16 protein-coding genes are annotated in these 20358 nt (G+C 61.9%); 5 read left to right on the forward strand and 11 right to left on the reverse strand.

The window, feature by feature from the left end:
• Nucleotides 1-233 precede the first annotated feature (233 nt).
• From aldA to HX793_RS25160, 4 genes are all read left to right on the forward strand, one after another.
• Complete coding sequence (gene aldA / locus HX793_RS25145) at nt 234-1658, forward strand: aldehyde dehydrogenase (RefSeq protein ID WP_177094770.1); 1425 nt, start codon at nt 234-236, stop codon at nt 1656-1658.
• A gap of 76 nt (nt 1659-1734) precedes the next feature.
• Nucleotides 1735-3042 carry an MFS transporter gene (locus tag HX793_RS25150; RefSeq protein WP_177094772.1) on the forward strand — a complete coding sequence of 436 codons (1308 nt, stop codon included), beginning with the start codon at nt 1735-1737 and terminating at the stop codon, nt 3040-3042.
• A gap of 1 nt (nt 3043) precedes the next feature.
• Nucleotides 3044-4261 (forward strand): mandelate racemase/muconate lactonizing enzyme family protein, encoded by a 1218-nt coding sequence (locus HX793_RS25155; RefSeq protein WP_061436746.1) that lies wholly within the window; start codon nt 3044-3046, stop codon nt 4259-4261.
• Nucleotides 4262-4286: 25 nt separating this feature from the next.
• Nucleotides 4287-5900, forward strand: coding sequence for a GMC family oxidoreductase (locus HX793_RS25160; protein WP_177094774.1), 1614 nt, complete (start codon nt 4287-4289; stop codon nt 5898-5900).
• A gap of 104 nt (nt 5901-6004) precedes the next feature.
• Here the strand turns inward: HX793_RS25160 and HX793_RS25165 are convergent, their stop codons facing one another.
• Entirely contained in the window at nt 6005-7108 is a 1104-nt protein-coding gene (locus HX793_RS25165) for a DSD1 family PLP-dependent enzyme (RefSeq protein ID WP_177094776.1), read from the reverse strand.
• Nucleotides 7109-7178: 70 nt separating this feature from the next.
• On the opposite strand from HX793_RS25165, the gene HX793_RS25170 reads away from it, so the two are divergent.
• Nucleotides 7179-7805, forward strand: coding sequence for a helix-turn-helix transcriptional regulator (locus HX793_RS25170; RefSeq protein WP_038849006.1), 627 nt, complete (start codon nt 7179-7181; stop codon nt 7803-7805).
• On the opposite strand, the gene HX793_RS25175 is transcribed toward HX793_RS25170, so the two are convergent.
• The 10 genes from HX793_RS25175 to HX793_RS25220 all read right to left on the reverse strand — a co-directional run bounded on the left by HX793_RS25175 (nt 7793) and on the right by HX793_RS25220 (nt 20151).
• The gene (locus HX793_RS25175) at nt 7793-8173 is read right to left on the reverse strand and encodes a RidA family protein (RefSeq protein ID WP_177061930.1); all 381 of its coding nucleotides are present in this window, start codon (nt 8171-8173) and stop codon (nt 7793-7795) included. The genes HX793_RS25170 and HX793_RS25175 overlap by 13 nt on opposite strands.
• Nucleotides 8170-9135, reverse strand: a complete 966-nt coding sequence (locus HX793_RS25180; RefSeq protein ID WP_177061928.1) for a threo-3-hydroxy-L-aspartate ammonia-lyase — start codon at nt 9133-9135, stop codon at nt 8170-8172. Before HX793_RS25180 ends, HX793_RS25175 begins: the two co-directional genes overlap by 4 nt.
• Nucleotides 9136-9204: 69 nt before the next feature.
• Nucleotides 9205-9984 (reverse strand): ABC transporter ATP-binding protein, encoded by a 780-nt coding sequence (locus tag HX793_RS25185; RefSeq protein WP_177061926.1) that lies wholly within the window; start codon nt 9982-9984, stop codon nt 9205-9207.
• Nucleotides 9985-9995: 11 nt separating this feature from the next.
• Nucleotides 9996-10757: an ABC transporter permease gene (locus HX793_RS25190; RefSeq protein WP_177053944.1), complete on the reverse strand. Its 762-nt coding sequence runs from the start codon at nt 10755-10757 to the stop codon at nt 9996-9998.
• Nucleotides 10758-10767: 10 nt separating this feature from the next.
• A complete protein-coding gene (locus HX793_RS25195) occupies nt 10768-11520 on the reverse strand; it encodes an ABC transporter permease (RefSeq protein ID WP_177053943.1) in 753 nt (250 codons plus the stop codon).
• 204 nt (nt 11521-11724) lie between these two features.
• Complete coding sequence (locus tag HX793_RS25200) at nt 11725-14190, reverse strand: TonB-dependent receptor plug domain-containing protein (RefSeq protein WP_177094778.1); 2466 nt, start codon at nt 14188-14190, stop codon at nt 11725-11727.
• 84 nt (nt 14191-14274) lie between these two features.
• Nucleotides 14275-16515 carry a TonB-dependent receptor gene (locus HX793_RS25205; RefSeq protein ID WP_177094780.1) on the reverse strand — a complete coding sequence of 747 codons (2241 nt, stop codon included), beginning with the start codon at nt 16513-16515 and terminating at the stop codon, nt 14275-14277.
• 321 nt (nt 16516-16836) lie between these two features.
• Complete coding sequence (locus HX793_RS25210) at nt 16837-17895, reverse strand: ABC transporter substrate-binding protein (protein WP_028615986.1); 1059 nt, start codon at nt 17893-17895, stop codon at nt 16837-16839.
• A gap of 35 nt (nt 17896-17930) precedes the next feature.
• A complete protein-coding gene (locus tag HX793_RS25215) occupies nt 17931-18980 on the reverse strand; it encodes an ABC transporter substrate-binding protein (protein WP_177094782.1) in 1050 nt (349 codons plus the stop codon).
• Nucleotides 18981-18999: 19 nt separating this feature from the next.
• The gene (locus HX793_RS25220) at nt 19000-20151 is read right to left on the reverse strand and encodes an LLM class flavin-dependent oxidoreductase (protein ID WP_177094784.1); all 1152 of its coding nucleotides are present in this window, start codon (nt 20149-20151) and stop codon (nt 19000-19002) included.
• Between the last annotated feature and the right edge of the window lie 207 nt (nt 20152-20358).

Raw genomic sequence — 20358 nt, forward strand, 5'->3', positions numbered from 1 at the left:
GCCGAGTGTTGGGGCAAGAGCCTTTTGCTTACTTTTGGGCTCTATCAAAAGTGAGCCGCCGTAAGGGCGGAACCAATTTCAGCCGTTACCGCAGCAACGGATATGCACACCCTCCCAAACACCCCTAACCTGCATTTAACTCAAGTTACCCCACCCAATAAGTCGTTTGCACACCCCCCAAGCAAATACAAAACTGCATGTCACTCGCAAAACAACAACGTTGGGCAAACCACATGCAACTCGAGCGCAATTTCTACAACGGCCAATTCGTCGATCCCGCCAGCGACGCCCTGATCGCCGTCTACAACCCTGCCACCGAAACTCTCGTCGGCCACGTCAGCGCCGCTACGGCAGACGAAGCCATCGCCGCCGTCGACGCCGCTGCCATCGCCCAAAAGGCCTGGGGCAAACTCACCAGTATCGAGCGCGCAGAACACCTGCGGGCCTTTGCCGACGCTCTGGACGCCCAAGCCGAAGCGATCGGCACGGCGCTGGCCAACGAATCCGGCAAAAGCCTGAGCGACGCCAGCAATGAAGCCCGCTACGCCGCGCAGATCACCCGCTACCACGCCGAATGGGCTCGCCGGATCGAGGGCGAGATCATCCCCAGCGATACCCCGGACGAAAACCTGTTCCTGCAACGCGAGCCGATTGGCGTCGTAGCCTGCCTGATCCCGTTCAACTACCCGGTCTACACCCTGTTGCGCAAGATCGCCCCGGCGCTGATCGCGGGCAATACGGTGGTGGTGCGGCCGAGCAACAACACGCCGCTGTCGGCGTTTGAAATCGCCAAGGCCGTGGTCAAGGCCGGGATACCCGCGGGCGTCATCAATGTCCTGACCATGGACCACGCCACTGCCGCCAGCGTCTGCACCCACAAGGCCATCGGGCTGATTACCCTCACCGGCAGCGTGAATGCCGGGCGCATCGTGCTGGATTACTGCAAGGCCAATATCGCCAAGCCGTCGCTTGAGTTGGGCGGCAAGACCCCGGCGATCATCGAGGCCGACGCCAATCTGGAACAGGCCGCCAGCGCCATCGTTGCGTCCAAGACCACCCATTGCGGCCAACTGTGCACGGCGGTGGAACGTGTTTACGTCCATGAGCGTGTCTACGATCAGTTCCTCGCGCTGCTGAAAACAAAGATCGGCGCGGTGAATTTCGGTGACCGGGCCAAAGACGCCAACCTGATGGGGCCATTGGTCAACGCCAGCTCGCAAAAGAATATCCACGCCATGGTCGAGCGCGCCGTCGCTGCCGGTGCTGTACTGGAAGTGGGCGGCGTGCTGCCCGAAGGTCCTGGGCATTTCTACCCGCCGACCCTGCTCAGCGGTTGCCGCCAGGACATGGAAATCATCCAGGAAGAAATCTTCGGCCCGGTGTTGCCGGTACTCAAGTACCGCGACATCGACGAAGCACTGGCCATGGCCAACGACCACCAGTTCGGCCTGTCGTCGGTGCTCTACACCGAGAACTACCGCACGGCGATGAAAGTGGCGAATGCCATCGAAGCCGGCGAGTTGTACGTCAATCGCACCCCGGCGGACCCGTACCAGGGCTTCCACGCCGGCTGGAAACGTTCAGGGCTGGGTGGTGATGACGGTAAGCACGGGATGCTTGAATTTACCCAGACCCGCTTGGTGGTCATGAAGTACTGATCCACGAATACCCGCGACACCCTTAATAAAAACAATTATCGGGGCACCCGTGCATCGGGTGCCTGAGGTCCGAATGATGTCCAAGCCTGCACCCGTTGCCCAGGTTCCCGTTGCCGTGCCTGCGGCAAATGACACTGCCAGTCGCTATTTCCAATTGATGTTGCTGGTACTGGCCGCCGGGGCGATCTACCCGATCCTCTACCTGCGCCAGGTCTACCAGACCACCATGCTGGAAGTGTTCCACATCAACCACAGCGAGCTGGGCTATCTGTATTCCATGCTCGGCACGATCTTCCTGCTCAGTTACTTGCCCAGCGGCTGGTTGGCCGACCGCTTGCCGCCACGCTTCCTGATCTTCTTCTCGCTGGTTGCCACCGGTGGGTTGGGCCTGTGGTATTCGACGGTGCCGTCGATGACCGGCCTGATGATTATCTTCGGTTGCTGGGGCCTGACCACCGGCCTGACGTTCTGGGCCTCGGTGCTCAAGCGCGTGAAGATGATCGCGCACCACACCGAGCAGGGCCGTTTTTTCGGCATCCTCGATGGCGGTCGCGGGCTGGTCGAGGCGCTGTTGGCCACCGTGGCCCTGGGCCTGTTCGCCTATGCCACCGAAACCCGCAGCGAGACGGCGGCCGAGGGCTTCAAGCACGTGGTCTACCTGTATTCCTTCGTGTGCATCGCCATCGGCTGTGTGCTGGTGCTGCTCAAGGACCCCAAGTCCATGGCCGAGACTGCGGCGGTGGAGAAGGGCAAGTTCAACCTGATCGCCGACCTGACCACCCTGGTAAAAATTCCCGAGCTGTGGCTGGTGACCGCCATCGTGTTCTGCGGTTACCACATGTTCTGGGCCACCTACAGCTTCTCCGACTACCTGCAAGGCAGCGGCATGACCGCCTTGATGGCCGGCACCATCACCACCATCAAGCTGTGGATGCGTCCCATCGGTGGCATCGGCGGCGGCTGGCTGGGGGACAAGTTCTCCAACATTTCGGTGCTGATCGTCGCACTGGCGCTGGTGACCCTGGCGATGGTCGGGCTGATCGTGTTCCCGGCGTTCAACAGCCTCGGCTTGTTGATCGGTACGGTGATCTTCATCGGTTTGATGACCTACGCGATCCGTGGCCTGTACTGGGCGATCCTCGACAGCTGCGACATTCCGCTGCGCATCACCGGCCTGGCCATCGGCATTGTCTCGGTGGTGGGTTACCTGCCGGACACCTTTATCCCGCTGATCAACGGCTACCTGACCGACACCTACCCAGGCAAGCCCGGTTACAACCTGTATTTCGGCTACATCGCCTTTATCGGCGTGCTCGGCACCCTTGCGGCCTTGACCTTGCGCGCCCGAATCAACCGTAAAAAATTCAACCAGACAGGTGCCTGAGATGAAAATCGTCGCCCTTGAAACCCATATTGTTGCTGTCCCGCCGCCGCACATCGGCGGCATGTACTGGCTGTTCGTCAAGCTCAAGACCGACTGCGGCATCGAAGGCGTCGGCGAGATCTACGCCGCCACCTTCGGCCCCAAGGCCATGCTGCCGATCATCGAGGATGTATTCGAGCGCTACCTGCTCAACCACGACCCGCATCATATCGAGCGTTTCTTCCGCCAGGCCTATTCGAGCGGTTTTACCCAGCGTCCTGACCTGACCATGATGGGCGTGGTCAGTGGCCTGGAAATGGCCTGCTGGGACATCATCGGCAAGGCCGCCAACAAGCCGGTCTATGAGCTGCTCGGCGGCAAGGTCAACGAGCGCCTGCGTTCCTACACCTACCTGTACCCGGTCAATAGCCAGGGCGAATACGACTACGACGACCCGGACCTGGCGGCCGAATGCGCCATCGAGAACATGAACAAAGGCTTCACCGCCGTGAAATTCGACCCGGCCGGCCCGTACACCGCGTATTCGGGCCACCAGATCTCCCTTGAGGTGCTGGAACGCTGCGAAACCTTCTGCCGCAAGATCCGCGAAGCGGTGGGCGACAAGTGCGACCTGCTGTTCGGCACCCACGGGCAGATGGTGCCGTCGTCGGCGATCCGCCTGGCCAAGCGCCTGGAGAAATACGACCCGTTGTGGTTCGAAGAACCGGTGCCACCGGGCCAGGAAGACGCCATGGCCCAGGTCGCGGCCAAGACCAGTATCCCGATTGCGACCGGCGAGCGCCTGACCACCAAGTATGAGTTCTTCAAGCTGCTGCAGGCCGGTGGTGCTTCGATCCTGCAGATGAACGTGGCGCGCTGTGGCGGGCTGCTGGAGGCGAAAAAAATCGCGAGCATGGCCGAAGCCTACTACGCGCAAATCGCCCCGCATTTGTACAACGGGCCGATTGGCGCAGCGGCGAGCTTTCAGTTGGCCACGTGCACGCCGAACTTCCTGATCCAGGAAAGCATCATGACCTGGGGCGGTTTCCATGCCGAAGTGCTGACCAAGCCACTGCAATGGGAGGACGGCTACATCATCCCGTCCACCGAACCGGGCCTGGGGGTTGAACTGAACATGGACGTGGTGCGCAAGCACACGCCCTATACCGGTGAGCGCCTGCACCTGCAAATGGCGCCGACCCCGGCTGACGTAAAAGACACTTCGCCCGCCAAGGGCTAAAAAAACGACTATGCGGTAACCGTGAATGACATATGACTACATCATCGCCGGCGCTGGCGCCGCAGGCTGCATCCTCGCCAACCGGTTGTCCGCCTCGGGCGAACACACCGTGTTGTTGCTGGAAGCCGGCGGCAAGGACAGTTCCTGGTGGTTCAAGATCCCGGTCGGTTTCGCCAAAATGTATTACAACCCGACCTTCAACTGGATGTACTACAGCCAGCCGCAAAAGCAACTGGCCGGGCGTGAAATCTACGCGCCGCGCGGCAAAGTGCAGGGCGGCTCGGGCTCGATCAACGCCATGATCTACGTGCGCGGCCAGGCCCACGACTTCAATGACTGGGCCGCCAACGGCAACGACGGCTGGGGTTTTGCGGACGTGCTGCCGTATTTCCGCAAGCTGGAAAACCACCCGCTGGGCGACACCGAGTACCACGGCGGCAGCGGCCCCATCAGCATCACGCCGATGAAGGGCCAGACCCACCCGATCTGCGACGTGTTCCTCAAGGGTTGCGAGCAATTGGGCTATGCCCACAGCGATGATTTCAACGGCCCGAACTTCGAAGGCGCCGGTTTGTATGACGTCAATACGCGCAATGGTGAACGTTGCTCCAGCAGCTTTGCGCACCTGCACCCGGCGCTCGGCCGCTCCAATCTGACGGTGGAGTTGCATGCGTTGGTAGACCGTGTGCTGTTCGACGATCAGCAACGCGCCACGGGCATCGCCGTCACCCAACACGGCGTAACGCGCTCCTTCACGGCGCGCAAGGAAGTGATCCTGTGTGCCGGCGCGGTGGATACGCCGAAGATCCTGCAATTGTCCGGTGTGGCCGACCAGCACCTGCTGGCCGAGCACAATATCCCGCTGGTCAAGCACCTGCCGGCGGTGGGTGAAAACCTGCAGGACCATCTGTGCGCCAGCTACTACTACAAGGCCAACATCCCGACGCTGAACGACGAACTCAGTTCGCTGGTCGGCCAGCTCAAGCTGGGTTTGAAATACCTGCTGACCCGCAAGGGCGCGCTGGCGATGAGCGTCAACCAGGCCGGCGGCTTCTTTCGCGGCAACGACGAGCAGAAAGATCCGAACCTGCAGCTGTACTTCAACCCGCTGTCGTACCAGATTCCGAAAAACAATAAGGCCAGCCTCAAGCCCGAGCCGTATTCCGGCTTCCTGCTGTGCTTCAACCCGTGCCGGCCGACCAGCCGTGGCACCATCCGCATCGCCTCGAAAGACCCGCGGGATGCGGCCTTGATCGACCCTAATTACCTGAGCACTCAGAAGGACATCGACGAGGTGATCCAGGGCAGCCGGCTGATGCGCAAGATCATGCAGGCACCGGCTCTCAAGGGCATCACTGTGGCCGAGGTGCTACCTGGCGCGGCGGTGCAGAGCGATGAGCAAATGCTGCAATACTTCCGCGAGAACAGCGGCTCGATCTACCACCTGTGCGGTTCCTGCGCCATGGGCTCGGACCCGCAGGTCTCGGTGGTGGACAAGCGTTTGAAGGTGCATGGGCTGGAAGGGCTGCGCATTGTCGATGCGTCGATCTTCCCCAACGTGACCTCGGGCAATACCCATGCGGCGGTGCTGATGGTGGCAGAGAAGGGCGCGGATTTGATCCTCCAAGACGCCCGCTGAACCCTGTAGGAGTCCGGCTTGCCGGCGATGAGGCCCTAGAGCCCAGCGCCAACCTTGCGGGCGCCATCGCCGGCAAGCCGGACTCCTACAGGTTCAGGCCAGTGCTACCAGCCGCGTAAGCGTTCCCACACCTGTTTGTCGCCATTGTCCAGCAGGGCGTGGTAGCTGGCGAATTGGGTTCCCGTGGCGCACGCGTGATTGGGCAAAATGCGCAGACGCGTGCCCAACGGGAACCGTGCAGCCATATCCACATCACCGCCCTGGAACTGCCCCACCCCATGCTCCTGATTGGCGCTGCTCAACAGCAGCCCCGCAATCGGCTCACCGCGTTCGTTGCAGACCTGGCCGTATCCAAAGTCCTGTTTCTGCGATTGCGTGCCGCGATCCCGACTCATCGCCATCCAGCCCGCGTCCGTGATGACCCAGCCTTTTTCCGGCTGATGGCCGATGACCGTGGTCAGCACGCTCAAGGCCAGCTCATCTAGGCGGCATACGCCGATGTTGTGCATCACCAGGTCGAAAAAGGCATAGACCCCAGCGCGCAGTTCGGTCACGCCGTCCAGGTTGAGGGCGGATAACGCGGTGGGTGTCGAACCGACGCTGACCTGCGCGCAACGCATCCCAGCCGCACGGATGCGTTCGGCCGCTTCGACACACCGCGCACGCTCCTGCTCCGCGATGGCTTGCAGCGCGTCAGGCGTGTCCAGGCCGTAGCTTTCACCCGCGTGGGTCAACACGCCGGTGAGGCGGTCGCCAAGCAGGCGTGCGATGTCCAGCAGCAGCGGGTCGTGTGGCTTGACCCCAGAGCGATGGCCGTCGCAGTCGATCTCGATCATCACCGCAAAGCGTTCGCCATGCTCGCGGCCAAAATCAACGATAGCCTGGGCGCCGGCCAGGCTGTCGGTGATCAGCGTCAAGGCGCAACCCCGACGACGCAGCGCCAGGGCCTGGGGCAATTTGTGTGGGGCCATGGCTACGGCGTAGAGGATGTCGGCGATGCCCAAGTCGGAAAAATACTCGGCTTCCTTCAAGGTCGAAACCGTGATGCCACGCGCGCCCGCTGCGATCTGCGCCGCTACCACTTCAGCGCACTTGTGGGTTTTGACATGGGGGCGCAACTGCACGCCCAGGCTGTTGGCGCGCTGTTGCATGCGCTGGATATTGCGCTGCATTTTCTCGGTATCGATCAGTGCTGCTGGCGTGTCCAAAGTTGCAACTCCACTAGAGGGGACGGCGCTGAAATTGACGCCCTGTCCAGGACTGGATATGTTGTCTTGCATGAAAAACACCTCTCCCAACGATACTCACCTGATCAGCCAGCTCGAACAGATTGCCGAAGGCTTGAGCAAGACCTTCAGCCCGTTTTGCGAAGTGGTGCTGCACGACTTGCGCGACCCGCAGCACTCGATCCTGGCCATCCATAACAACCTGTCCGGACGCGCGCCGGGAGACCCGACTACCGAGTTGGGCCTGGCGCGAATTGCCGACCCGGACTACCCGCAAGTCATCGCCAATTACCAGAACCAGTTCAGTGACGGCCGCCAGGTCAAAAGCACCTCGATCGGCATCAAGGGCGCGGGTGGCGAGTACGTCGCGGCCTTGTGCATGAACGTCGATCTCTCATTGTTCCGTGGCTTGCAAGGCATGCTGGAACAGTTCGGCTCGGTCAGCGGCGACAAGCTCATCGAGTCCCTGGACCCTTCCGGCGCCGACGTCATCCGTGCGCGTATCGACCAGTTTGCCGCCCGCCTGGCCACCACCCCGCGTGCATTGAAGACGGCGGACCGGCGTGTGTTGATGCAGGAACTCAAAGACTCGGGTTGCCTGGACATTCGCCGCGCCATGGAAACCGTGGCTTCCCACTTGGGCGTGTCGCGCGCGGCGGTCTACACCTACGCCAAGTAGCGCGCCACGGCTTCAATCTCCACGAGGTACCCGTGGTGCAACTCGGGCACCGGCACCACCGCGCGGGCAGGGCGGTGGTCGCCCAGCGCGGCGGCGTACACGCTATCGAACTCCGGCCAGTGTTTAACGCCCGCCACGTACACCGTGACCTTGACCAGATCCTCTGGCGCCGCGCCGGCCGCTTTCAAGATCTCCAGCAGATTGTTCAGGGTTATCTGCGCCTGTTCGACAAACGACGCCGACAGGTTGTGCTGCCCATCCGGGCTGACCGGCAATTGCCCGGAGATGTACAGCGTGTCGCCGTGGCGGATGGCTTGCGAGTAATGGCCAGCGGGTTTGGCTGCGTTGGGCGTCTGGATGATCTTCATGACGCCTCGCTCAGCAGCGCGGCGTACTTCTGGATATCGACGTTGCCACCGGTGACGATAATGCCCACGCGCTGACCCTTGAACCGCCCACCTTCGTTGAGCAATGCCGCCAACCCCAGGCAGCCGGTAGGCTCGACTACCAGTTTCATGCGCTGCATGAAGAACTTCATCGCCCCCACCAGCTCGGCATCCGTCACGGTGAGGATGTCGTTCACCTGGTCGCGGATGATCGGGAAGGTGTAGTCGCCCAAGTGTTGAGTCTGCGCACCATCGGCAATGGTAGCCGGTGTGTCGATATGCACGATGCTGCCGCTGCGAAACGAGCGTTGGCCGTCATTGCCGGCTTCGGGCTCGACGCCATACAGCAGGCAGTCGGGCGCCAGGGCGCGGGTGCTCAGTGCGGTGCCCGAGAGCATTCCGCCGCCGCCAAGGCCAACGAACAATGCATCCAGCGGGCCGGTGAATTCCAGCAACTCCTTGGCGGCTGTACCTTGTCCGGCAAGGATGTGCGGGTGGTCATAGGGTGGGATCAGGGTCAGGCCGTGTTCAGTCGCCAGATCACGGCCGATCTGCTCGCGGTCTTCGGTGAAGCGGTCATATAGCACCACGCGGGCGCCATATTCGCGGGTGGCCGCAACCTTGGCGGCAGGCGCATCGGTGGGCATTACGATGGTCGCCGGTATGCCTAACAACTGCGCTGCCAGGGCAATGCCCTGGGCGTGGTTGCCGGAGGAAAACGCCACCACACCGGCCTTGCGCTGCTGATCATCGAAGCGCGACAACGCGTTGAAAGCACCGCGAAACTTGAACGAGCCAGCCCTTTGCAGGTTTTCACACTTGATGAACACTTGGGCGCCGGTCAGCGCATCGAGGGTGCGTGAGGTGAATACCGGCGTGTGATGGGCGAAGCCTTCCAAACGTTGGGCGGCGGCGATGACGTCTTGGTAAGTGGGCGATGGCATGGGCGGACCTCGTTGTCGTGTCTGGATAAAATATCCATATCAAGACAAGTTGTAAAGGTCTGCCTGGGTTCAGTGACCCACCAGTTCCTCCAGCAATTGTTCCTTGTAGCCTTGCAGTATCGGGGAGGCGCGGTCCCGAGGGTGGGGCAGCTCAACCCGGATCTCATGCTTGATCCGCCCGGGGTGGGCGTCCATCACAATCACCCGGTCACCGAGGTACAGCGCCTCCTCGATGTCGTGGGTGACCATGATCACCGTGCAGCGCTGTTGCACCCAAATACGTTGCAGTTCCCGTTGCAGGTGCACGCGGGTCAGGGCGTCCAGGGCTCCCAGCGGCTCATCCAGCAGCAACACTTTGGGCTTGTTGATCAGCGCCCGGGCAATGGCGGCGCGTTGCGCCATGCCACCGGACAGTTGGTGGGGGTAAGCATTTTCAAAGCCGGCAAGGTTGACCCGTGCGATGTGTTCGGCCACCAAGCGGTCCTTCTCGGCCTGAGGCAGCTTGTGGTTTTTCAGGGCCAGGGCAATGTTCTGGCTGACTGTCATCCACGGGAACAGACGATGGTCCTGGAACACGATGCCGCGTTCCAGGCTGGTAGCCGCAATGCGTTGGCCGTCCAGCAGGATGTCACCGTCGTACTCGGCTTCCAGCCCGACGATCAACCGTAGCAGGGTGGATTTACCACAGCCGCTGGCGCCGACAATGCTGACGAATTCACCAGGGTGCACATCCAGCTGGATATTTTGCAGAACAGGCAGGTCACGGCCTTCGATCCGGTAAGCCTTGTTCAAGCCACGGATTTGCAGGGCGCCGGTGTGCACATGAGCGGGGTGAGCGATTGCATTCATAGCAGGGCCTTTCAACGGAGGTTGCGCCAGCGCAGCAGGTGGCGGCTCAAACGGGTGAACAACAGGGTCATCAAGTAGCCGAGCAAGCCGATGCACAGCACGCTCAGCACGATCACTTCCATGCGCGAGCCGGCTTCGGCGTTCATCATCAAGTTGCCCAGGCCTGCCCCTGAGGACAGGAACAACTCGCTGCCGATCGCTGTGACCCAGGCAAACGCCAGGGCATGCAGCACACCCGTGGCGATGCTCGGCAACGCCGCTGGCAGCAGCACCTGGGTGAATTGCTGCACGGGCGTCAGCACCAGCACCTGGCCGACTTCGCGGTAACGCCGCTCCACATGGCTGAAGCCCTGGTAGGTGTTGAGCACCATCGGATAAAACGCGGCGAGGCTGACGATCAGCACCTTGGAGAACTCGCCATTGCCGAACCACATGGCGATGAGTGGGATCCAGCCGAGCATCGGCACCTGGCGGATCGAATGGAACAGCGGGCCGATCAGGCGGTTGGCCACGCTGGACAGCGCCATCCACACCCCCAGCGTCACGCCGAACAGAATGCCCAGCACCAGGCCGCTGCTGGTGCGCGCCAGGCTGGCGAGCAGGTTGACCAGCAGTTCGCCGTTGCCGAGCATTTCCAGCAACGCGGTGCCAATCGCCGACAACGGCACAAACGCATAGGCCCCTGCGGCGTCCTGGCGTGAGGCGTATTCCCAGGCGAGCACCAACAGCAGCGGCAGCAACAGACCCCGGGATTTTTTCAAGAGAGGCAACATGGATGGGCTCCTAGCGGGTCTGCCAACGGAAGAGGTGTTGTTCGATACGTCGCAAGCCGTAGTCAAGGGCAAAACCGATCACCCCCGTGACCACCACGCCGACCATCACCACATCGATACGCAGCATCTGCCGGGCCATTTCGATCATCTGGCCGAGGCCGCTGTCGGCCGCGAGCAGTTCGGTGGCTACCAGCACCACCCAGGCGCGGGTCAGGCTGATACGAAAGCCGGTGATGATCGGCGGCGCCGCCGCGGGCAGAGCGACCAGGCGCACAAAGGTCGGCCACCGTAGGCGGTACACGTCGGCCACTTCGAAGTAGCTGCGCGGAATGCCACGCACGCCTTCCCCGGCCGCCAGGGCCACGGGGAAAAAGGCGGTCTTGGCGACAATGATGATCTTGAAGGTTTCATCGATACCGAACAGCAGCACGAACATCGGGATCAAGGCGATGCTGGGGATCTGGCGCAAGGTGTGGAACAGCGGCCCGCAGTACACTTCTACGTTCTTCGACGTGGCCATCAGCACGCCGAAAGCCAGGCCGCACAGTGAGCCGATGCCAAAGCCGAGACCGAGGCGCGACAGGCTGTTGCCCAGGTGCTCGAGTAGTTCACCACTGGCGAGCAGCACTTCAAAGGTTTGCAACACCTGGGCCGGAGGCACCAGCAGGTTGCGCGGGAAGATGCCGAGATGGGCCACCAGCGCCCAGGTGGCGAGCAGGGCGAGGGGCGAGATAAGCCAGGAGAGTAGTCGAAGGAGGCGCATGGCAGGTCTTAATTGGGCTAAGTACCTGGCAGCTATCGCAAGACATGTGCCACAAACCGTAGGAGCCCGGCTTGCCGGCGATGAGGCCCTTGAGACGGGTGCATAAACAGAGGACGCCATCGCCGGCAAGCCGGGCTCCTACAGGGGCGAATCGCAGAAATGGTGAATGGGTGCTGCTACAGCAGCACCCATTCAGCAATCCCCTCAGAAGTCGTAGCTCACACTGGTGTAGTAGAACGCGCCCTGAGCACCCTCCGGGCTGGTGATCGAGTACTTCGGCACGCCATACAGTTGCGCGCCATCGGCCTTGTCCGGGTGGGTGTCGAACAGGTTGATCGCGCCCACTGAGACTTTCACGCCTTTGTAGAAGGTGTACGACACGTCCAGGTCGGTCACCCATTGCGGGCTGTAGGTCTGGTCCAGGCTGGGGTTGGTGGCGTTGAGGCTTTTCCATTCGCCATAGCGTCGCTGGGCCACAGTGACGCCCCAGCTGTCATACAGCCAATTGGCGCTCAGGGTCAGCTTGGAGTCCGGAGTGCCGTCTTCAATCAGGCCCTGGGTATTGCGCCCGACGATCTGCGAGCCCTTGATGTTGCCCACATCGCGCAGGCCGGTGATGGTCGTATTGTTCTTGGCAAACCCGCTGCTTAGGTTCAAGCGGCCCCAGCGTTGCAAGTCCCATTGGTAGTTGCCGGTCAGCTCGATCCCATCGGTGCGGGTGTCGGCGACGTTGGTGTAGAACGCCGCGCTCTGGATATTGGCGTAGGGCGTGCCGGCGAAGATCGGCGTGACCACGCTGGCGGGCAACTGGTCGGAGAGGGTGATGCGGTTGTCGATGTTGATGCGATAGGCGTCCACCGTCACCGAGGCGTTTTCAAGGGGGCGCCAGACCAGGCCGAGGGAGTAGTTGGTCGACTCTTCCGGCTTGAGCGCCTTGCCGCCGAGTGCCTGGGCTTCCGGGCTGTTGGCGCGCAACGTGCGCTGTTGCACTTCGACGTAATTGCCACTGCCCGGCGGCTGTTCCACCACCTGCACACTGAACGACGACATGCCGCTCTGCACCAGTGACGGCGCGCGATAGCCCGTGCTGGCGGTGGCCCGCGCGGCGATTTGCGGGGTGAAGTCATAGCGCAGCGAGAGCTTGCCGTTGGTGGTGTCGCCAAAGTCCGAGTAATGCTCAGTGCGGACCGCCACCCCGGCCTGGAACTTCTCGGTGATCTGGCCTTCGACGTCGATATACGCACCCAGCACTTTGCGATCCAAGGACGCCGCATCCACTTGGGTAATGCCCGAGTAGTAACCGGGAACGCGTCGCCCGGTGATCGGGTCGACCGTGTTGAACAGCGGTCCGTTCTGCCAGCCGGCGGCTTCACCCGCGCTCAACTGATAGTTCTCCTTGCGCCAGGCCAGCCCGGCGGAAAGCGTCAGCGGCTTGAACAACAGGTCGGTGGGGAAGTCGCGCACCCAGTCCAGGGTCAGGTTGGTCTGGTCGTTTTCGCGCTTGCCGGTGTAGATACTCGACGGGCTGCTGGCGCCGTAGCTGGGGTTGATCGCGTTGCGGTCGTTGGACTTGAGGGTGTTGTTGCCATGGTTCAACGCCAGGTCGAATTTGCCCAGTTGATCATTCTCGAAGCGCAAACCGCCGGTCACGGCGTAGTCCTCAAGCCCATAGCGGGTGATCGGCAAGCGACCGTCCGGGTAGCGCGCCAATGCATTGCTGCCGTAGTTGTTGCGCAGGGTCGTGGGCGGGTCGAAAAAGCCTTCGGCGTCGGTATTCTTGTGGGCGTAGGTGGCAAACCCGTAGGCCGTCAGCCCCTCGCCAATGCCGATTTCGCTGTTGGCCACGACGTTGTATTGGTCCGAGACATTGCCCGAGCCCCAGCGCCAGGTGCGGTAGCGGTTGTTCTGCTCGCGCGGCGTGTTCACGCTGGTGTCGCCGGGGTAAAAGATCCGGTTGTCGGGGTTGGTGTCGCTGGCCGGGTCCTGGCTGCCGGCATCGAAACTGAGGGTGAGGAAACCGTCGTTGGGCAGGGCGAAACCTTTCCAGCCACTGAGTTTGCGCTGGATGCCGTCCCCCTTGTCATAGCCGCCGAAACGGTAACCGAGGTTGCCGCCGTCGTCGTTTTCCTTGAGCACAATGTTGATCACCCCCGCGATGGCGTCGGAGCCGTATTGCGCGGCGGCGCCGTCGCGCAGGATCTCCACGCGCTGGATCGCACTGAGTGGGATCAGGCTCAAATCCACTGCCGCCGCGCCACGGCCATTTACCAGGCTCTGGCGGGTGATGTTGGCGCTGCTGTGACGGCGTTTGCCGTTGACCAGCACCAGCACTTGGTCCGAGGCCAGCCCGCGCAGTGAGGCGCCCTGGGCGATGGATCCGGAGAATGCCCCCTGAGGCGACTGCGGGAAATTGAACGAGGGCGACAGGGCGGTGAGGGCGCCGGACAGGTCGGTGGCCCCGGTCTGTTGCAATTGCTCGCCAGACAGTACATCTACCGGCGCCGCGCTTTGCAGGGCGGTCAAGTCGCTGCGGCGGGTGCCGAGTACCACCACGGTGTCCAGGTGATCGTTTTTTGCCGTGGGCTGGCTGTCGTCTGCCGCAAAGACAGGCACGGCAAGGCTGCCCATGACCAGCGCAATGGCGCCGGCCAACGGAGTGCGTTGGAACATAATTAGGTCCTTTCAGAAAACCACCAAGCGTGTAGGTGCCCGGCAAGCCGGACGCCTACAGTGGGTGATGGTGGGAATTGGAGGTTAGAAGCGGCTGGTCACGCTCAGGCCCACGGTGCGCGGGTCGCCATAGGTGATCACGTATTGGCCCAGGCCACCGTTCGGCCGGCCATGGACTTGGTAGCGGCGGTCGGTGAGGTTATTGACGAAACCGGTAACGCTGAGTTTTTCGTCCGGGCTGTACCAGGTCAGGCGACTGTTGGCCAAGGTGTAGTGCGGCTGGCTGAGGTCTTTGTCGGCGCTGCTCTGGCGGTCGGCAAGGAAGTATTCCTTGTCGCGAAAGCTAACGTCCGCACCGGCAACCAGCTTGCCGCCGATTTCCAACGGGATGGTGTAGTCGCCACCCAGGGACACCACGTTGCGCGGCGAACGCACGAAGCTGTTGCCGCTGTAGTCACCGGTAACTGCACCGGTGGTGGGGTTGGTGTTCTTGAAGTCGGTGTATTCGGTGTCGAGGAATGAGATGGCCGCGCGCAGGTGCAGGTAGTCCGTGGGTTGACCTTCCAGCTCCAGCTCAGCACCTTTGACCTTGCCCTTGGCGCCGTTGGTCAACGCCGTGGTCAGCACGCCGTTGTTGACCGTCAGCAGGTTCACCTGAATGTCCGAGTAGTCGTAATAGAAGATGTTCGCGTTAGCCGTCAGGCGGTGGTTGAACCACTCCGACTTGACGCCGAACTCATAGGCATCGAGTTGTTCCGGGTCCACCGTGGTCAGTTGCGAGAGGCTAGTGGACAAGCCGGTGTTGAACCCGCCGGACCGGAAGCCGTGGGCGTAGCGGAAGAACACGCGCACGTTGTCGTTGATGCGGTATTCCGGCGTCAGGTCGTAGGTCCAGGCTTCCCAGGTCTTGTTTTCCTGGCGATTGCCGTTGCTGCCGGCGGCGGCCAGCGGAATCAGCGGGCCGTTGGCAGTGGCGCGGGTGAGCTGGGTGAGGCTGAGGTCGATGTCTTTCTTTTCCTGGGTCCAGCGCAGGCCACCGGTGACGCTGAAATTGTCGGTGAAGTCGTAGGTCAGGTTGCCAAACAGCGCGTAACTGTCGGTCTTGTGGTCGTAGCTCAGGTCTCGCAAATCCGTGGCGCCGTTGATCTGGTTCGAGCCGGTGCCGTTCGGTGTCGGGCCTGGCTGGATGAAGCGCCCGGCCGTGCTGTCCAGCTCCTCATGGAAATAGTGCGCACCCGCCAGCCAACGCAGGGTTTCCTGTTGGGGCGAGGCCAGGCGGATTTCCTGGGAGTACTGGGTGTATTTGTTGTCGGCGGTGGAGGCGCCGTTGACTTCATAGGGCGTGTAGTCGCCATCGCTGCTGGACTGGCCGCGAATGTAGTCATAGGCGCTGATCGACGTCAGCGTGTAGTCGCCCAGGTGCCAATTGAGCGTCAGCGACGTGCCGTCGTGGTCCAGCTTGGAATCGTCCTTCACGTTCAGCGCGATATTGCGCCCCAGCGGGCGCTGGTAGCCCACGTTGTAATAACGCCCCAGGGTCAACGCACCGTTGGCACCGTCGCCCTTGAATTCGCGGCTGTGGATCTTCCACAGCGCATCCAGGTCGTCGTTGAGCTGGGCGAAGAATTGCAGGCGCACGGCCTTTTTGTTGACGTCGCCGTAGGTGTGATCGTCCACCAGGTTCTTCTGGAATCCGTCGCGCTCTTCGGAGTACAGCGAGATCCGCGCGGCGAGTTTTTCATCGACCAGCGCACCGCCCAACGCGCCGCTGAGGATGCGTTCGTTCTTGCTGCCAAAGCCGATCGTGCCGAAACCGTCGGTGTCGAAGGTCGGCTTCTTGGAAATGATATTCACCGCGCCGGCCGTGGTGTTCTTGCCATACAGCGTGCCCTGCGGCCCGCGCAGGATTTCTATACGCTCCAGGTCCCACAGCGGACTGCCGCCGGCAATCGGTGCGTTCAGGTACACATCATCGGCGTAGATGCCCACCGGGTACACGGTGGCCGCCCCGGTATCACCGGTGCCCAGGCCACGGATGTACCAGCGCGGGCGGCCGTCACCGTCCGGGTTTTTGGCCGACGCGTTGGGAATGAAGGTGGTGATGTCGCCCATGTTGCGTACGCCGTCGGCGACGATGTTGGTGCCCTGGACCGCCGACACCGCCACCGGAACCTCTTGCAGGGTTTGCTCGCGATGTTGTGCGGTGACGGTGACGGTCTTGAGTGATGGCTCGGTTTTGCTGGTGTCGTCTTCGGCGGCATGGGCGCCACCGGCAACCAGCAAAGCGAGCCACAGGCCCTTGGTGATTGGATTGATTTTATGCATGGCAGTCTCCCCCGGAAAATGTGTCATTGAAGGGGGTAGAGCAGAGATCGTGCCAACAGGATTTCAGGGTGGATACATGTATGTAAATTGTTGAATATAAACGATTAAAAAATATTTTAAGGTGAATTTTTACAGGCAAATGAGAGCCTTGGGAAAGGCCTGTGGAACAATCAGCAGAAAGTGCTTGGAGGGTGCTGCTGGAGCAGCAATGGAGGTGTTGCCTAGCCAACATTGTAGGCGCCCGGCTTGCAGCGATGGCGTCGTCGAGATCGCCATCGCCGGCAAGCCGGGCTCCTACAAGGGTGATGTGTGATGCCAGGATCAGACGGCGACGCGGGAGGTGGAACCGATGACTTTTTCCAACACGCTGAAGTCGATCCAGTCGCGCACATCAAAGCGCTTTGGAATGAAGTTCCAGCGAAACAGGAAATCGGTGAAATCCTGCAACGCCTCGATCGAGCGCGAGTCGAGCGTTGTGCGCAAGCGCCGGTGGGCATCCTCGCCATACGCCGCCGTGACCCAGTACTCACTGGTATTGAGTTCCTTGGCGAGAAAGCGCCGGGTTTCCTCCGGGTTGGCCCAGGCCCATTGCTCAGTGCGCAGCACCGTGTCGACGATCTTCACACTGGCGTCGAAATGCTCCGTCAGCAAGTGCGTATCCACCGTGAGCGTACGTGGCGTGCCGTTGTTGGAGCGGATCAGCGGGTCCGGATGGGAACCCGTGTCGACCACTACATGCAGCCCGAACTCATTGGCCAGGTGTACGGCGTGGGCGCCCTTGAGGAAGATCGCGTCGATATCGCCGCGCAGCAGGCCGATCAGTTCGTTGTTGCGGCGGCTGAAGCGGCTGACGCCCAGGCTGACTTCTGGGCCGTAGACATACGAGGTCTGGTTATCGCTGTAGGTGCCGCCGTAAGGGTAGTCCACCAATTCCACGTCCGACACGTTCAGGCCTTCGAGCTTGAGCGCGTTTTCCAGGCCGCGCAGGGCCTGGGCGCGGGTGAAATCGATCTGCACGTTGGCCCATTTTGGCAGGCCGAAGCGCCGGTTTTTCAGGTCGCGAACGCTCTTCACGCCGCTCTCGGCGGTGGTCAGGATCAATTGCACTTCATCACTCCACGACAACCCCAGCACACGGGTTTGCACGCCGCTGGCATAGGCCCAGATCGCCGGGATGTTACCGCCGTGGCGTACCGAATTCTGCAGGTGGTGGTCATAGTGGGCTTCGCGTACTTCGCGCTCGGTGGATTCACGCAGCGATTGGATGTTGGTGCCGTAGGGCAGGAAGGCTTCGGCCAGTCGCCCGGACTGCACCGCAATGCCCAGCCCGGTGGGGACGGGGCTGTGGGTGTACCAGAGAGTATCGAGTGGTTTGCTCATAAAATTCTTCGTTCAACTCCATGAAGCCTGGCGGCTCAGCCTGCCAGCGCGGTGTTGCCATTGAGCAACGCATTCAATGGCCGTGCATCGATCCATTCACGCACATCAAAGCTTTGCGCAATAAAGCGCCAGCGGTGCAGGAAGCAGGTGAAGTCCTGCAGGACGGCGATGGCTTGCTCATCCAGTTCAGTACGCAGGCGCAGGTGCGCGTCGTCGCCGTAGGCGGCCGTGACCCAGTACTCGCTGCTGTTGGTTTCACGGGCCAGGTAACGGCGGGTGTCTTCGGGATGAGTGTGAGCCCATTGTTCGGCACGCAGCACCGAGTCGAGAATGCCGGTGGCCACGTCGAAATGCTGGTCGAGCAGGTTCAGGTCCACCGCCAGGGTGCGCGGCGTGCCGTTGTTGCTACGGATCAGTGGGTCGGGATGGGAACCGGTGTCGATCACCGTGTGCAGGCCGAAATCATGGGCGTGCTGTGCGGCGCTGGCGCCCTTGAGGAAGATCGCATCGACTTCGCCTCGCAGCAGTCCGATCAGCTCCAGGTTGCGCTGGCTGGCCTGAGTCGTCACGGGCGTACCTGCCACATTCTGCACGGCACTGTCGCTGAAGGTGCCGCCATAGCTGAAGTTGACGAGCTTCACATCGCCGACCTTGAGGCCTTCCAGCGACAACGCGTTTTCCAGCCCGCGCAGGGCCTGGGCACGGGTGAAATCAATCTGCGCGCCGGCCCAGTCCGGCAGGCCAAAGGTGCGGCCCTTGAGGTCCTTGACGGTCTTGATGCCGCTGTCCGAGCGAGTCAGGATCAGCTGCACTTCATCCGCCCAGGACAAACCGATCACGCGGGTTTCGCGGCCTTGGGCACGCGCCCAGATGGCCGGGATATTGCCGCCGTGGCGTACAGAGTTTTGCAGGGTGTGGTCGAAGTGCGACTCGCGCACTGCCTTGTCATTCGATTCGCGCAAGGACTGCACCTCAGTGCCGAGGGCACCGACCGTGTCTTGCAGCCAGCCTTTTTGCACCGCAATGTCCAGACCGGTGGGGACGGGACAACGGGTGTACCAGAGGGTGTCGAGAGGTTGTGTCATCAAGGAGTCTCCCCAGCAGTCAGGCGCTGGCTTTCAAGGGTTGGATTGCCGGGCGTTGGTGCACCAGGGGCAAGACTTCCTGGCCGATGCGCAGGGCTTCTTCTAGGTGTGGGTTGCCGGCGAGGATAAAGGTCGAGAAGCCGGCGTCGCGGTATTCCACCAGGCGCTCGGCGATGTTTTCGTGGCTGCCCACCAGGCCGACGGTCGGCCCCGGCTTGGCCTTGGCAAAACCGGCCCACAGGTTGGGGCCGATGATCAGGTCTTCAAAGCGATCGACGTTTTGGTGGTAGGCGGTTTGCCGCGCGGCGCCCACCGAATCCGAACCGCTGGTAAAACCCTTGGCGACCGCACTGGTCTTGCCTTCGAGCTTGTCGAACTGACGGCGCAGGTCTTTCCAGGCCAGCTCTTCGGTCTCGCGGGCGAACAGGTCCACTCGCAAACCGAAACGCACGGTACGGTCCTGTTTGTCGGCCAACTCACGCACCCGGTCGATATGTGGCTTGAGCTTGTCGATCGGCTCGGCCCAGTTGAGGTATACGTCGGCATGCTTGGCGGCCACATCCAGGGCTGCGTCGGAGAACCCGGAGAAATACACCCCAGGCTTGCGCTCGTTATGCAGGCCGGCCGGCAGGGCGCCGTTTTCCAGTTGGTAGATATCGCCGTCGTAGGAAAATTTTTCGTTTTCCCAGAGGCCCTGGATGATGTCGAGGAACTCGCCGGTGCGCTTGTAGCGCAGGTCGTGTTCGAGGAAGTCGCCGTTGGCCCGTTGGCTGGCGGGGTTGCCGCCGGTGATGATGTTCCATTCCAGGCGGCCGCGACTGAGGTTCTGCAGGATCGCGGCCTGCTGGGCGGCGTAGGCGGGCAGAGTCCAGGTGGCCTGGAAGGCGATTAGGAACTTGATGCGCCGGGTTTCACGGGCCAGTGCGGCGGCGGCGATCCAGGGCTCGGGGCCGGTGGGCAACAGGGCGCCTTCGAAGCCGGCGAGTTCGGCGGCCTTGGCGACTTGGGCGATGTAGTCGATGTAGGTGAAGTCGTCGGGTTCGCCGTTGGGCAGGCGGCCTGGGGCGATATGGCCGGGACGATAATTGGGATTGCCGCGGTTGTGCTTGTCGGTGGTGAGTTGCGGGCCGTCGGTGCCCAGTGGCAGGCGCCAGAAAAATTCAGTGCTCATGGGTGCTCCTGATTTGAGTCGTGCGGGGTGCTTGGACCTGATGGTGGGGATGTGTGCAACGGGCATGCCATGGGGGTTGGGGGTAATGGTTTCGGGGGGGCTGGGGTGTGTTTTTTCGGGGGGGTGCTGCTGTGGCAGCAGTCTTGCAGCAGTGGGTGTTTGGGGGGCAGCAGGTGGGGTGGGGTGGGGTGGGGGGTATATCCGTTG

Origin of the sequence: Pseudomonas reactans, assembly GCF_013387025.1 — a bacterium.
GTDB classification, from domain to species: domain Bacteria; phylum Pseudomonadota; class Gammaproteobacteria; order Pseudomonadales; family Pseudomonadaceae; genus Aquipseudomonas; species Aquipseudomonas reactans.